9 protein-coding genes, 1 tRNA gene and 1 pseudogene are annotated in these 15,568 nt (G+C 47.9%); 2 read left to right on the plus strand and 9 right to left on the minus strand.

The features are described 5' to 3' along the window. The first annotated feature begins 110 nt into the window (after positions 1 to 110). Positions 111 to 1,019: an alpha/beta fold hydrolase gene (locus tag BLS62_RS14490; protein ID WP_093188938.1), complete on the plus strand. Its 909-nt coding sequence runs from the start codon at positions 111 to 113 to the stop codon at positions 1,017 to 1,019. Positions 1,020 to 1,083: 64 nt separating this feature from the next. Here BLS62_RS14490 and BLS62_RS14495 read toward each other — a convergent pair whose 3' ends face one another. From BLS62_RS14495 to phnC, 8 genes are all read right to left on the minus strand, one after another. Beyond that, positions 1,084 to 2,316: a porin gene (locus BLS62_RS14495; RefSeq protein ID WP_093182029.1), complete on the minus strand. Its 1,233-nt coding sequence runs from the start codon at positions 2,314 to 2,316 to the stop codon at positions 1,084 to 1,086. A gap of 516 nt (positions 2,317 to 2,832) precedes the next feature. Beyond that, positions 2,833 to 4,254: a porin gene (locus tag BLS62_RS14500; RefSeq protein ID WP_093182032.1), complete on the minus strand. Its 1,422-nt coding sequence runs from the start codon at positions 4,252 to 4,254 to the stop codon at positions 2,833 to 2,835. Positions 4,255 to 5,274: 1,020 nt separating this feature from the next. Beyond that, positions 5,275 to 6,585, minus strand: a complete 1,311-nt coding sequence (locus BLS62_RS14505) for a porin (protein WP_102063729.1) — start codon at positions 6,583 to 6,585, stop codon at positions 5,275 to 5,277. 610 nt (positions 6,586 to 7,195) lie between these two features. Next, the gene (locus tag BLS62_RS14510) at positions 7,196 to 8,359 is read right to left on the minus strand and encodes a porin (RefSeq protein ID WP_093182036.1); all 1,164 of its coding nucleotides are present in this window, start codon (positions 8,357 to 8,359) and stop codon (positions 7,196 to 7,198) included. 785 nt (positions 8,360 to 9,144) lie between these two features. Continuing rightward, positions 9,145 to 10,509: a phosphonate ABC transporter, permease protein PhnE gene (gene phnE / locus BLS62_RS14515; protein WP_093188940.1), complete on the minus strand. Its 1,365-nt coding sequence runs from the start codon at positions 10,507 to 10,509 to the stop codon at positions 9,145 to 9,147. A gap of 9 nt (positions 10,510 to 10,518) precedes the next feature. Beyond that, positions 10,519 to 11,394, minus strand: a complete 876-nt coding sequence (gene phnE, locus BLS62_RS14520) for a phosphonate ABC transporter, permease protein PhnE (RefSeq protein ID WP_093182038.1) — start codon at positions 11,392 to 11,394, stop codon at positions 10,519 to 10,521. 102 nt (positions 11,395 to 11,496) lie between these two features. After that, a complete protein-coding gene (gene phnD, locus BLS62_RS14525; RefSeq protein WP_093182041.1) occupies positions 11,497 to 12,423 on the minus strand; it encodes a phosphonate ABC transporter substrate-binding protein in 927 nt (308 codons plus the stop codon). 42 nt (positions 12,424 to 12,465) lie between these two features. After that, the gene (phnC, locus tag BLS62_RS14530; RefSeq protein WP_093182044.1) at positions 12,466 to 13,311 is read right to left on the minus strand and encodes a phosphonate ABC transporter ATP-binding protein; all 846 of its coding nucleotides are present in this window, start codon (positions 13,309 to 13,311) and stop codon (positions 12,466 to 12,468) included. A gap of 677 nt (positions 13,312 to 13,988) precedes the next feature. On the opposite strand from phnC, the pseudogene BLS62_RS32210 reads away from it, so the two are divergent. After that, positions 13,989 to 14,974, plus strand: a pseudogene (locus tag BLS62_RS32210) (IS3 family transposase); the annotation flags it as partial. A 321-nt stretch (positions 14,975 to 15,295) separates the two neighbouring features. Here BLS62_RS32210 and BLS62_RS14550 read toward each other — a convergent pair. Continuing rightward, a tRNA-Ser gene (locus BLS62_RS14550) sits at positions 15,296 to 15,385 on the minus strand. Positions 15,386 to 15,568: the final 183 nt, after the last annotated feature.

The raw sequence follows: 15,568 nt of genomic DNA on the forward strand, positions 1-15,568 counted from the left end.
CTTCACCAAAAGCAAGACAGGGGCATAAAGCTACCTTATGGTGAGGACAACGCTTCGACATGATTCATCCAGTGGAATCTAGATCAACAGCGATACATTGGGAGGAATACATGCTTCAAACCTCAGATAACCTTGATCATGACCTGCAAAACCTGACGGGAACCACACGGTTCACATGGAAAGCCAGTGATGGCTTGGTCCTCTCAGCTAATATATGGGAAGTTAAGAAACCTGCCGGCCCAACAGTTCTCTGTCTCCCTGGCCTGACCAGGAACACGCGAGATTTCTATCGGTTAGCTAACTTCTTGCAGAGCAAAAATCTCCCAGTAATCGCGATGGACTATAGAGGTAGGGGCCTCTCTGAATTCAGCACTGACTTTGAGACATATAATCTCGATCAGGAAGCTGATGATATCGACAGAGGTCTTGCGGCTCTGAGACTGGAAAAATTCGCGCTCATCGGCACATCCCGAGGCGGATTACATGCCATGTCTATGGGGAAAAGATATCCGGAACGCCTCTTATCTGTGATTATCAACGACATCGGCCCGTACATAGAGCCATCCGCTCTGGATGATATCATAGCGACAGTCGGCACCCAATTGAGCCAGCCAAACATGGCAGTTGCGGCAGAGTATCTCCAGGGAATCCATAGTAAATCGTTTACAGCTATGACAAAAAGCGATTGGGTAACATTCGCTCATCAACTATTCAGCCCAACATCAGAAGGCGTATCTCTGAGCTATGATAAAAAACTAGGTGACGCTGTCCGCGGAAAGAATAAACCAGCACCAGATGTGAATATGTGGCCTTTGTTTGAGGGAATAAAGTCGGTACCCCACTTGCTACTGCACGGGGAGAACTCGGCTCTGTTATCAGTAAAAACAGTTGGGGAAATGCGCGCACACCATAAAGATATGAACCTCCTTACAATTCCCAATCAAGGTCATGCACCACTGCTATGGGATGATTTAACCCAGCAAACTATTCTCACGTTCATTCAGGCACATCCAGACTAATTCGTTGAAGAAACGGAAAAGAGTTGGATCAACGACCCAACTCTCACATTCGTGATTGGTAAATCTAGAAGGTTTTCTGCACCCGGAACAACGCACTGGCTTCATCAAAGTCTTTCACACCTTTGGGCTGCGTCCGCGCATAACCAAGATCAACCCCCATTTCCATACCGCTTACAGGCGACCAAACCAAATCCCAGTCGAGGGCAAAACGATCGAAGTCAACAAGGGCAGCTCCTCGAGGCGTATCAACCACAGCATAACTTGCATCAAAGTCCGTACGAACAGTATCAGTTACATAGTGTGTGTACCCGCCAGAAAAAGATAACGCATTGGTTTTACTGGTTTTTCCACCAACGTAATAAGCATCAAAAACGTCATCATCATCAACACCCACATAAGAAACAGCACCATTTCCGTATTGGAATTGCAACGCCATTGCATCTTGGTTACCCAAATGAGGAAGGTTGATAATCGCCCCTGCACCAATGGCCCAACCAATCCCCCCTGACACATAAGCTGCTTTGGGACGTATAGTCGTTACAGCCGCTGCCAACTTAGCACTTCCCCAATCACCATCCATTCGGAATGCAGCAATTGCATCTGGCGCTTTGTTGCCAGCCGCACCATTTTCATTTGCAACGCCAGTAAAAACACCGTGCGCTCGATAAACCGGATCCTCAATTGACACGGTTACAGACACACCTCCATCAAGAACCTCTGTATAGGCTGCTGCCCACGAGTTGGTGTCTGACCAATCACGATGAACTGCCCCAAACGTCGCTCCGGTGAAGAAATCAAACAGAGAACCAGTCCGGCCAATAGTGAAGCCACCGAACTGAATATAGGCCTTATTCAGATCCATAACGGGGGATTCCTCTGAGATTTCATTATCGGAATCTACGGTTGCTCTCAGCTCGGAAAAGGCCCGAACGAAACCGTATTCAGTTTCCGACCGCGCATCCATGCGAATATAGGACCGAGCACGGAAACGAACTGTATTCAAATCCCGCCCTATTGGCACAACACTCGCAACTCCGCCCCAGCCAGCAGGCTTCTTAACAAAGTCGCGGTATTGTGCGTCCGTTCTTATCCGCCCGCTTAATCTCAAACAGGTCTGTGTACCGGGAATAAAAAAGTAGCCCTCGCCGTAAGCGTCACAAACCTGCACGTAATTCAACGGTTCCACAAGGTCCGGTGGTGCTGGTTCGCTTTCAAACGCTGGCTTCGGTAGATCAGTTGCCTGCGCTGTAACTCCGAATGACAGCAAGATCGGCAGGAATATCAGCTTCTTCGTCATGGTATTAAACCTCCATCCGTCACTCAGAGCAGTCGAAACGCCCACACAGGCAGCGGAGAATTACGCTCAGCTGCAATGACTACCCTCGTGCAGCTAGACAATTACTCCAAGGTGCAATTTTCGCAATTACTATGGATTGAGCAAGGTTTTCTCACCCAAATGAATGGATCACCTAATTGCAGACAGACAAATTCCAGCAACCGGACAATATCCAGAACTAAATGCTCAGTTATATTCGGGAGGTAGGCACTCATGAAAAGATATACAATTGGCTAAAAACGGAAAAACCCGGCGGGTTGGAACCGCCGGGCCTGAGAAACTGAAAGAAGGTCAGGATATGAACTTCATTCAGGAACAATCTATAGGTTTAGTCTGTAACGCGAAACTCATAAAATCTTGATCTAATGCCTGTCTATACCATCTGCATATTCAGTTCTGTGGCAAGCATCACATCAAGAGCTTATAAAGAAGTTGGTTCCGGCGACAAAATCGCCGGAACCTGCACTCTAAGAAATCTTAGAAGGAGTACTGAAGACGACCAGCAACCTGTGCATTTTTGTTGTCGAGGCTGTCTTTTGAGTAACCAGCGTCAAGAACGAATTCCAGGCCAGCAGCCGGAGAGTATGTCAAAGAACCGTTAACTTTGGAGATGTTCCAGTCAGCAGAACCCTGCTCGAGGGAGCCGTATGAACCATCAAGAGCTGCAGTCAATGTGTCTGTCATGCCGATTTTAACACCAGCAGCAACTACGTAACCTTTAGCTTCTCCTGCATCGGTGAAGCTTGCAGTGTTGCCATCCATACCCAAGTGCGTCAGAGCGGACTGACCGTAAGATGCGCCGAAGCCCAATGTTACGTTTTCCATAGGCATGATAGATGCTTGAGCAGCTACAGCGTAACCGTAATCGCTATCAGAGTATGCATGCGCTACACCAGAGAGAGTTCCGGAGAACATGCCCTGTGTGATTGACAGATTACCAGCAAAGTTTGCACGGTTGGTTGCACCATTTGTGTCGTTAGAATCTTCGATGCCGAACTGTGCTGTGAAACCATTACCAAGAGATGCAGCAAACTGGATCTGCAATGGATCACCACCACCTTCAGTGATGCCAACAACACCAATGTTGGAGTAGCCGCCGAAATCAGACCAGGAAGAACCAAGACGACCAACGGTCATGGTTACATTATCAAAACCAAGCTGAACCCAAACATCACCAACACCGTTGGTTGCTGTATCATGATCATCCCACTGTGCTGTAAGCTCAGTGTAAGTTTTGATCATAGCAAACTCAGTAGAAGTCATAGACTCGAGGTAAACGTAACCTTTTGCGTATGCAGAGTAATCATTTGTTTCCGCAGCAACTGGCTCAGCTAAAGTCAGCTTATCAGCATCAAGCTTGTTTATTGAATCTACATTGTGTTTTGCAGCTTTCAGGTAATCAATTTTAGCTTGGGGATTTTGGAACGTGTATACTCCGCTCTGGCTTATGGCGACACCTTGCACACCGAGCTCGGAAGTACCAATTGGGGAGCCTGTATTCAACCCAGTTTTTGCCGCTGCATACTGCGCGTTCATATCTTTCTTGAACTTAGCAATTTGACTGGTTGTGTAACCATCCGCCGGAAACCATGCACCCCCAAAATTATTGCCATCTTTGTCTAACTTTTTTGCTTCTCCAACCTGGTAAAAGCCGTCCTTACCAGCCTTAGTTTCCTCACCCAAAGACATAGTCATGTTGTGTGAAGTCCACTGTGTGCGGATGCGGCCGTGGATTTTGATGCATGTATCTTGGCCAGGAAGTTTGAAGTAGCCAGCGCCATATGCGTCACATGCTTCTACGTAATTTACTGGTTCTGCAACAACTGGCAGATCAGCAGCTAGAGCTGGAGTAGCAGCGGCAGCAGCAGCAACTGCGAGAGCGATTTTCTTGAAGTTCATCACAAGCTTCCCATATAGGTATAATTTTAAAACGTTTTTTAAAACAGTCACTCAAACCAAAGCGCGGATGAAACATCACGCATGCTCCAATCTGAGGTGTGTCTTTTGAACCTTCCGCCTCGCACTAGGATCACTCCGTGTACGAAAGCCCCCTGAAGGTTCGTGAGTAAAAATTACAATATTTGTAGGTTTAGGCAAGCCCAATGAGAGATCTTATCTTGCCTATTCCTACCAGTGACAAATCTCTGTGCCATTATTGCAACGTGTGAATTTGCGGGTAAAAATTCGCCCATACTAAGATAGGAGCTTATATTCATCGGTGCATTTGCCGCTAACATGTGGGGTGAAATTGGAAAAATTTCTTAATACCGAATTTAATCAACAAGTTAAGAAATAATCATTTTACAAAACCAATTCTAGCGGAAGAAACGTGTCTTAAGGCACGGAACCACAAAACTCTTCAGGTATCACCGATATGGAGATGTGAATAAAAACGAGAGAGTTTTGGGCAAACTCTCATTTCGTGAACCCGTCACAGGATTTATGGACAGAATCTGAGTAGGTGCGTTGGAACTGACGCTCCCAGAACCCAAGGGGAGTAATAGGCAGGGCCATAAGCGCGACCAAGGCCCTGAACTCTCAACAAGCCAACTTGCGGCAACTCATCACCACCCCGCGTCACGGGTGTGCGCAAGGCAGAGGATATATAGAGGGAAGGAATTAACTGAGGCCCAGCCTTAGCAGAAAGCCTCGCGGTCAGGATCACTGGCTGTAACCAACGCAAACACCCCTCCCTGAGGATTAATTGGAGGTGAGCTGGAAATAGCAATCCGCTCCAATCAGACACACCTCGCATTCGAGATGATTTCAGGCAATGACCGCGTAAGGCCACCGACAGCATGCAGCAAGAAGATACCGCAATTTGGCATTCTCAGTTTCAAAACAAAAAACCCCGGCAACCGAAGCTGCCGGGGCTCTCTTAGAACTTGATAGCTAATGCTACCTAATTCTTACACTAGATTAGAAAGTGTACTGTACACGAGCTGCAACTTTAGCAACGTCGTCTTTGTCCATGTCTTTTGCGTCTTCTTTTTCCCAACCAGCAGCAACGCTCAGAGCGAGACCAGCAACTGGGGAGTATGCAAGAGAACCGTTTACAGCTGTTTTGTTGTAATCGTTTGCAGTGTCAACGTCCAAGTAGGAAGCATCGATAGCTGCTGTCAGTGTGTCTGTCAGGTTATGTGTCAGACCACCGGAGAACGCGTAAGCTTTCACTTCGTCGCTATCAAGATTAACGTAAGAACCTGCATCGTTAACGTACTGAGCCTGGAAGGTAATTTCAGTACCTTCTTTGATCATGCCCAGGTTGAACACTGCAGTTGCGCCAGCTGCGTAACCGTAGTCGTCGCCATTGTCTTTTTTGCTGTGTGCAACACCAGCAAGCTTGAAGGAACCCCAACCCTGGGAGATCTTCAGAGCGCCAACGAAGTCAAGTTCGTTTGCTTCGCCGCCACGGTAATCGGAATCCTGAACAGCGAGAGCTGCAGTTACGCCGTTGCCGAGATCGCCAGTGAATGAAACCTGCAGAGCGGAAGCATCAGAGAAGTTCAAGGATGCAGGACCGCCGGAAGTGTAACCGGTGAATGCATCAAAGATTGAGCCTTCACGACCAGCCAGGAATGAACCGTAGGAAGTGCCGATCTGAACCCATGCGTCGCCGATTTCGGAAGTCTGATCGCCAGCACCATCCCATTTAGCAACATATTCGGTAAAGGTCTTGATTGTACCGATTTCAGTTGAAGTCATGGAAGTCAGGTACAAGTAACCTTTTGCGTATGCGGAGTAATCGTTAGCTTTATCAGCTTTTTTAGCTACAACTACACGGTAATCACCGATAGTTTCAATTGCACCATTGGAAGCATCGATAATATCTTCTTGATCTTCTAAGTCGTCAGCGTAATCAGGGTCAGTTGCAACAAGCAAAGCAATCGCTTCATTTGCAGCTGTGATCTTATCATTTTCAGCTGTAACAAGAACACCCTGTGCTTTAGCAGTGATAACCTTAGTACCGTCAAATACAAGCGCTTCTGTGCCAGTTTCGGTTACTTTACCAAGATCTACATTCAGGTCATGTGACTGGTAGTTCACACGGATACGACCGCCAATTTTAACGCATGTTTCTTTGCCTGGAAGCTGGAAGAAACCAGCGCCGAATGCGTCACATGCTTTTACGTAGTTTACTGGCTCAGCAGTCATAGGCAGATCTGCAGCAGAAGCAGATGTTGCGAATGCAGCAGCGGCTGCAGCAAGAGCGATAGTTTTAACGTTCATAGTCCTGACCTTCCAATGTCTCTCAATGAAAGAAGAAATTTGCGTGACCTGTTTGGAGCAGCTCACATTTCCTCTTTTCCCGGCGACACGAGAACCAGTTGAGTTCACCAATAATTTGGCGAAACAATCAGCCGGCTCGACCGCGTCGATGGCCATAGTGATGCCCTAGTGACCGGAGGATCGCAATATCAACCTAGTAAGTTGGAAGGGGGTTATAATCACCACACAAAAGTAGTGTGTTTTTTTTAACACAGCACACGCTTAGGGCTGCCGCATAGCAAGCAGGCACACCTTTAGTTGAAATTTATTCTAAACAAGCGTAACTAGCTGAAATTTATAGTTTATTTTCAATAAAATTGGATTGTTGGCAGCGAAACAGCGCCTTTTGGCCCCATAAAGGGACCCAAGTCGTCCGCAAACCGCGCTCTGGGGATTAAAATATCTCACAAAACCTAACGAGCAAACTCTCTGTAGAATTAGGCAAGCTCGAATATCGAACACTGGTCCTCAAAGAGGAAGCCCGGTGGATTTGGACACCACCGGGCAATAAATGTCATTGGAAAATCAAGATTTATGAGATTCCAATGAGGATCTTAGACCTAACTCAGCCTTAGAAAGAGCGCTCTACGCGGAAGTTCAAAGTCGCAGCGTCGTTTTTATCACCGCCGTCTACATCTTTCTGCTTCCAAGCTGCACCTGCGGAGAACAACAAGCCGGAAACCGGACGGTACTCCAGGCTGCTTGCAACAACGACTTCGTTGAAGTCATTAAAGTCAGCTGTTTCTTCGCCCGCTTCTACGTCGAGGTAAGAAGCTTCAAGACCGGAAGCCAGTTCAGACGTCCAGTTGTGCTTGTAACCAGTCGCAACAGACCATGCTGTGTTCGCTTCCAGATCTCCACCGCTGAGAACTGCATCTGCTGTCTCATCAGCACCAACATAAGCCAGGGCGCCATCAGCATAAGCAACCTGGAAGTTGAGGGCATCACCTGGTGCAATCACATCAAGATTGAACCCGAAACCACCGGCAATGCCGAAACCGATTTCAGAGGAGTCAGCGTCAACAGCATCAAGCTTAGTCACAGCACCAGAAACACCAGCCCAACCCCAACCTTGATTAAGAAGTGCCTTAGCAACAAAGGTAGGAACGGTGTTGCCAGCAGCAGTACCATCAATGATGTCGTGCTGACGATCTGAGTTATCTTCAACAGACGCCGCGAGTGTCAGGCCATTTGCAACAGCATAGGTGTAAGACGCCTGCCATACAGTATCGTCAGAGATATGACGGTCAAATGTGTTTGTAGATAGGTCACCTAACCAAAGATCAAACGTAGAGCTTGCGCGACCAAAGGTGAAACCACCAACCTGCACATAACCTGCATTCAGCTCCACGCCTTCATTGCCACGACCATCAGTGTCGGAAGTGAACTGGAAGTCAGCGAATGTACGGATCAAGCCAAGCTCGGATTGAGTACGGGTGTCAACACGGATGTTTGCACGAGCACGGAAGTTCTGATTGTTACGGGCGTCGCCGTCATCGTCAACTCCGCCGAAATCTTCATCATCGGTCAGGTTGTTGATTTTAAGATCAATACGAACGCGGCCGCCGATTTTGATTGCAGTCTCTGTACCTGGCAATACGAAGAAGCCTGCACCGTATGCATCATTGATGCGAACGTAATCTACTGGCGCGATGTCAGAAGGAAGATCAGCAGCCTGACCGGACGTTGCAACAGCTGCTGCTGCTGCTGCGATTGCGATAGCTTTAAAATTCATAATACTAACTTTCATTACAACTAAGACGGATCCAGCCTCATGCTGGGTTTGCAGCCGCCTTAGCTCCCCACTTGCGCTCGCCGAACCACACAATGTTTGAAACACCATCTGATCCAGAAGAATACCGACCGGCGTTACCTGCGCTACTCACAACATCAATATTTGTGATAACAGCACCAAAATCAATAATTCAAACGACGATTGAAACTCACTGCAATTTGAGTGTGACTTAAAAAACACAGCTGATTTGTTGGAGGATTTTGACTTTTGGGCGGGCACAGAGTGCCGAATTTCCGCCACTGACAATAATTGGGAAGTCATCCATACATCACAAAAGTTGATATTTAAGTATTAATGATAATTAGTTGCCTAATACATATAGATATCAAGCTTAAAATTCAATTTTGGGATCCGTTTCCTACATAAATCGGGAGAAAATAGCGCCTAAATCTTCAAATGAAGACAAACGCAGATCACGATTGCATCAATATTTGTGATTATTATATTTGAGTAACAACGACCACAACGAGGGTGCCAAAGTTAACTTAAATCGTAAATCATTCAATAATAACAATTAGTTAAGGTAATAGCTAGCGCCGTATCAGAGCAATTTCACGCTTTTGAAGAGCCTACGGTCAGTTCGACAACTTTGTGGACAAAAAACCCTAGAAGCCATCTCTCCCCCTCAAAAACCGTTTCAAATCACCGCCCGTGACCGATCTCACCACGAAAAAGGGCACCTGCCGATGCAGATGCCCCTCAAATTACTCCAGATGCGGGTGAGTCTAGTCCTGCCCCTCAATCAACTTGCGACGCAACCAGCCAGAAAGCTGATCCATAAGCATCACCACCGTAATGATCAGGAAGATCAGATAAAGGGTATTTTCCCAATCCTGACGCGTGCGCATCGTCTCAATGAGCTTCAAACCAATGCCCCCTGCTCCCAAAGCACCAATCACAGTTGCACCGCGCGTGTTGCTCTCCAGATAATAAAGCATCTGAGAGACAAACAAGGGCAGGATTTGCGGAAAGAGACCAAACCGATATTTCTGAATTGGAGATGCACCCGTCGCCTGAACCCCCTCCGCCTGCTTCGTATCGGCATTTTCAATTGCTTCAGAGAACAGTTTTCCGAACGTTCCGGTATCTGTAAAGAAGATTGCGAAGATACCGGAAAGCGGCCCAAGCCCAAACGCACGGATAAAGATAAGAGACCAGATCAACATATCCACGCCGCGCAGGAAATCGAAGAACCGCCGCACGCCAGATCGAGCCAATCGCACCGGGTTCACATTGGCAGCGGCAGCAAAAGCAAGCGGCAAAGCTAGAATGCCAGCGACCAACGTTCCCACAACAGCCATTATCAATGTCTGCAACAGCGCAAAGTAGACCTCACCATGCTGCCATTCACTGTTATGCCAGAATTCATTGAACACAAAACGCAGATTAGAAACCTCAGGATCGAACTGCTCCGATGAACCGGCGAACGCGATAAGCTCCCCAATACCATAGTCATTGAGCGGACTATCAAAGTCGAACCAGAAATTCTCCCAGCCCGTGAAGTATCGGTGAACCTCAACCTTGCTCTTCGTGAGCCAGATACGGGTATATAAGGAAGGCCGGGCATTGACCTGCGTCTTGGAGACCTTCATCCAGTCCGCATCCGCTCCACTCAAAAGCCGTGGTGCGCCTTGCCCCACCTCAAAAACAAACGCCTCCTTATAATCAGGGTGATTATATGTGACGAGGTTCCCTGAAAAACGAAGAGTGCCATCCTCATCCAACGAGATAACAGTCTGCGTATCGTCTTCTAAAACCCAATTAGGCTTCTCTTTATATATAGCGCGTCTGTTGCCCTCTAAACTGACAATAAATCCCTGATCAGCCTTCTTGAATTGATACTTCGCGTGGATTTTGTGCGCATAGGCATCAAGCGCAAACAACTGCGCCATATCCCCTCGCGCCTTATCCATAACGCCAAGAATATCGAAGGCGAAAAAGCAGATCGCAAGGTAGATCAGGATAAGCAAAGAAATAGTGGACCCAAGCAGTCTCTTCTTCCAGCTCTGGTCAATTACATCAGGGTACAGACTCAACAGGCGCTGCTGTTCGGACCACAACAAAGCGCTGTTTGGATTAATATCAGTCATCATGGGATCCTAAACCTGCACAGCCTGGCCGATCAGCTTTTGACGAAGCCAACCACTAAGGTAATCAATGGAACTAATGGAAAAGACGAGCATGAAGATAATGACCAGAATGTCGGCACCATAATTCCAGTCCACGACCATCTTAAGCTCAGCACCCAAGCCTCCAGCTCCAACAAAACCAAGGATCGCAGAGGCACGAACATTCACCTCAAGCCGTAATAGAGTGTAGGAGAGAAAGTTAGGCATCACCTGCGGCAGAATTCCGTAGCGAATTTGTTCAAGCCAATTTCCGCCAACACTGCCAATACCCTCAGCCGCTTTCAGGTCACAGTTCTCATTCACCTCAGAAAACTGCTTTGCAAGCGCACCAATTGTGTGCGTCGTCACCGCAATAATTGCAGCAACCGGTGACGGACCCAAGATTAGAACCAGAAGCAACGCAATTACAATCTCTGGGAAGGCGCGAAAGATATCCATCACGCGGCGCATAAGCCCGACCACAAACCGATTTGAAACCAGATTGCGACTGGCGACAAAGCTCAAAGCCCCGCCCAGAAAGAACGCAATCAGTGTGGAAACCATAGCAATGTTTATGGTTTCAAACAGATACGGCGAATAATGAAAAACAAGCCCGAACAGTCCTGCAAGCCCTGTTTCATAGGCTCCTGCAAAAAGCTCAGCCGGGTAATCAAAAAACTTATCAAGCCCAGTCCAAAAACCACCTGAGTTTGCTTCATCGGCAATATACAGGCCTCCAAAGATACTCAGTGCGCAAACGCCCAGCAAAAAGAAAGTATAAAGCGTGCGTCGCCGAGCCACTTGCTCATAAGCTTGAGAAATCTCAGCAAGTCGGGAAGCCTCAGTCAGCGCCAGATGAGCTGCCACCTTAATAATCCTCCAAGGTCGAAAAAATAGGCGGGCTCCCTTGAGCCCAACATATGAAGAAGGGCGCGATCACCTCGCGCCCTCATGTTTCAGTCAACCAGATTAGTTGGCTTTTTTCGCTTCGATCTTACGGCGACGTGCTTCAACAATGGTCTTGTAGAAGTCATGGTTCACATCAACAAAGTCAGCATATTCCCCACCCTGTGCAGAGTAGAAACATTCAGTGTCGTCTTTCACCATAGCTTTGAGGGAAGCAACAACCTTGCCCTTAACATCAGCAGGAAGAGTCTTCCGTACCACAAGCGGACCGTTCGGGATCAATGGGGATTGCCAAATCTGAACCAGATCAGACATATCAACCATGCCTTTATCGACCATTTTGCGCAGGTTGCCAGAAGTGTAACCCTCTTCCCATTCACCAACACCAGATGCCCAAGTTACACCGCCATCAACATCGCCATTCAAAACAGCAAGAACGTTCTGCTCATGACCACCAGAGAACTGGCTGGAAGCAAAGTAGTCCTTGATGTTCAGGCCCATGTCGTCAAAAGCAACGGATGGCACAAGATAACCGGATGTGGAATTAGGATCAGCAAAGCCAAGGCGCTTGCCCTTCATGTCATCCATCGTCTTAATTCCAGAATCTTCACGAGCGACCATGACAGAGTAATAGCCAGTTGCACCATCAAGCTGTTTGGTTGTCAAAACCGGTTCAACAGCTTCTGGAGCTGAAAGGTACACGGCGGAATAACCGGACGCGCCAAGCTCAGCATAATCAAGGTTTCCACCCTTCAGGCCTTCAATAGTGCCAGCATAATCGGCCGCTGGGAAAAGCTTGACTGGAACACCAAGAAGCTTTTCAAAACGCTCAACCAGACACTGGTTGTTACGAAGACGATCCGCTTCGTTTTCACCACCCAGAATACCAATGCGGAATTCGGTGATTTTTTCTTCAGCCATAGCAACAGGCGCAGAAAGGATAGCAGAGCTAACAGCAAGAGCCGCAGCAACTTTAGCGATGATTTTCATCAGAGCACTCCAAATATAAGGACAAAATTCAAGAAGCCGCTACTACTCAGCAGCAGAAACTAGGGGTACCAGCGCACCCTTAGCCGGTTCCAGGGAAGCGATGTTTGCACCTTCGCTACCAAGAGACGTTGAGGTCATCCCCTCTTCAAAACTGTCATCAGCACCGTAAATCTCACGGGCGACAGCAGTTGAAAGGTCTTCAGGGTTTCCATCAAATACAATTTCACCATCACGCATCCCGATAACCCGGTCACAATAATTGCGAGCAGTATTAAGTGTGTGGAGGTTACAAATCACGGTCAGGCCATCTTCGGTATTAATCGCCTTCAAGGCATCCATAACGACCTGCGCATTCATAGGATCAAGAGAGGCAATCGGTTCATCCGCCAAAAGCATTTTCGGCTCCTGCATCAAAGCACGCGCAATCGCCACCCGTTGCTGCTGGCCACCGGAGAGATTTTCAGCTCGTTTAAGAGCTGTCTCAGCAATGCCGAGCCGCTCCAGCTTCAACAGCGCCTGAACACGCTCCTCGCGTGTGAAAAGTTTAAGCATACTGGAGACCGTGCCATGTGCATTGAGGCGACCAAGCATCACATTGGTTAAAACATCAAGGCGAGGAACCAGATTGAACTGCTGAAATATCATTGCACAATCGCGCTGCCATCGGCGCTTGTCTGCGCCCTGCAAAGCAAGCACATCAACACCATCAACCAACAATCGTCCCCGGCTTGCTGGTGTAAGTCGATTGACCATGCGCAACAACGTAGATTTACCAGCGCCAGAGCGACCAATAATGCCAATCATCTGAGGTTTATCTATTGTAAAGGACGCCCCCTTTACAGCAACATGTGCCCCAAATTCTTTTCTAACGCTTTCAAACTGGATCAAGATATCTGCCCCATTGCCCGTTAATCTTTAACGCACTAGGCACACGGGATTGTTACAGTGAAATGACGCAATCTGAGAATTGGTGACTGTCAAAAAATCGTCATAAAATTGAACCGCAGCAATGCTGACAAAACGAGCTTTGCGTTACGATTATGTGACAGGGTAAAAGACTCACAGTTTAGCTGCCCGCTAAGAACAGTAGGCAAACCTCAGCAGAATCGGTTCCAGCAAAACCAACTGGAGTTCAATTGCGGAATAGAATTTACACAAAAAAAGCAGAGCCGAGGCCCTGCTTTGAGGTATTTAGTGTCTCTGGGATTAAAGAGGTAAAGCGCCTTCCCAGACGATCTTTCTGTAGCGCTCAGGGTTGGTATCCCCCTCAGTATTAAAAATCAGAACCACGGACTCTTTGCTAAGGTCCATTTCCTTGGCAATCTCCGCAAACCCTTCTTTAAATTCAGCGCATACAGCAGCCCAATGTTGATGGCGCCGGATTCACCACCAGTGATCCCAGCATCACCGTGCAGCGGGTTGCCAAGAATGCACATAGAGCTGGCTCGGGAAATTCGGACAGGTTGTATAAGTGGATTTAGCTCCTAAAACTGACATGATGCCAAGAACAGGCTCTTGCAGCCATGCCAGATGTGTTTGGAGCTGATAAACAAGCTAGGCAGGAGCCTGAAGTCGACATCAAACGGCTGCATGCCAAAATTGGTGAGTTGGCATTGGAGAACGATTTTTTCGAACTTCGAAGGGACTTTGGCCCCAGTGGGGCCGCGTAAGCTCGTAAGAAGGTGCTCACCAAAACGGGACTACTGAACGCCAGAAGATGATTGTCTGCAAACATGACCTTCCACTATCCCGTCAGGCTAAAGCCCTGAGCTTATCTAGAAGCAGTGTTTACTACCGGCCCCGTCCGGCCTCACTGGAAACGCTTGCCATCATGCGCCTGCTGGATGAACTTCATCTGGAGTATCCGTTTGCGGGTAGCGGTATGTTGCAACAGCTCTTGAAGGCAGAGGGCTTTCCTATCGGTCGGTGCGCCATGAGATCCTTGATGAAGAGGATGGGTATTGAGGCAATCTATCGCCGACCAAACACTTTCAAACCCGCACGGGGTCACAAGATTTACCCGTATCTGCTGCGTGATGTAGAGGTTTTAAGACCCAATCAGGTCTGGGCCATCGATATTTCCTATATTCCCATGGCGAAGGGCTTTACCTATCTGGTTGCCATCATTGACTGGTACTCGCGTAAAGTTCTGAGCTGGCGATTGTCGATTACCATGGAGGCAACTTTCTGCATCGAAGCTCTGGAAGAGGCGCTCTCAAAACACGGCAAGCCAGAGATTTTCAACTCCGATCAGGGCTCCCAGTTCACTTGCATAGACTTCACCGATGTGCGCAAGCGCGAAGAGATCAAGATTTCCATGGACGGCAAAGGAGCCTAGCGTGACAATGTTTTTATCGAACGGTTCTGGCGCACCATCAAATATGAGGAGGTCTACCTCAAGGCCTACGTCAGTGTGCCAGAGGCCAGAAAATCCATTAGGCGGTACATCACCTTTTATAACCAGAAGCGCCCACATTCATCGCTTGACTGGAATACCCCGGATCAGGCCTACTGCAACCACCCGCTGCACATAACTCAAGCTGCTGCGTAATCGGAGCGGAACCACTTATAAACGACGCTCAACTGTCCAACCAAACGGGACCACCTCTGAGCAACAGCGTGCTCCACACGCAGCCTGCAACCATAATCGATATTTAGGTAAGTGAGATAAAGCCTGTGAGGGTCGAACTTACAAAGGAGCGCCTCGCCAACGACCGAGAAAGAGTATCGTCAAAAAACGCAGAGCAGTGCGGCAAGGAAAGCAGCTCGCGCAATTCGCACAACTCAAACCCCAAAGAGCCAAGACCACAAATTTCAATTGGGAATTTGTTCAAGGCCGAAGCCTGAAACACCAACATCCTAAAAAGGAGAATGGCGGACACGAAGGGATTCGAACCCTTGAGACCCTTCCGAGCCTACTCCCTTAGCAGGGGAGCGCCTTCGACCACTCGGCCACGTGTCCATGAGCGGGTAGATAGCACGAACCACCTGAAATTCAAGAGTAATGTGCACTTGAAGCTGTGGAAATATAAAATAGCCTGTGCAGAAACTGCAAAACCCCCTCAATACCCACTGAACCGCATCAATTCCGCTTTTATGGAACACCATCTTTACAAAAATAGGGTTATGGCATATTTTTAAATCA

It is taken from the genome of Pseudovibrio sp. Tun.PSC04-5.I4, assembly GCF_900104145.1.
Lineage (GTDB): Bacteria > Pseudomonadota > Alphaproteobacteria > Rhizobiales > Stappiaceae > Pseudovibrio.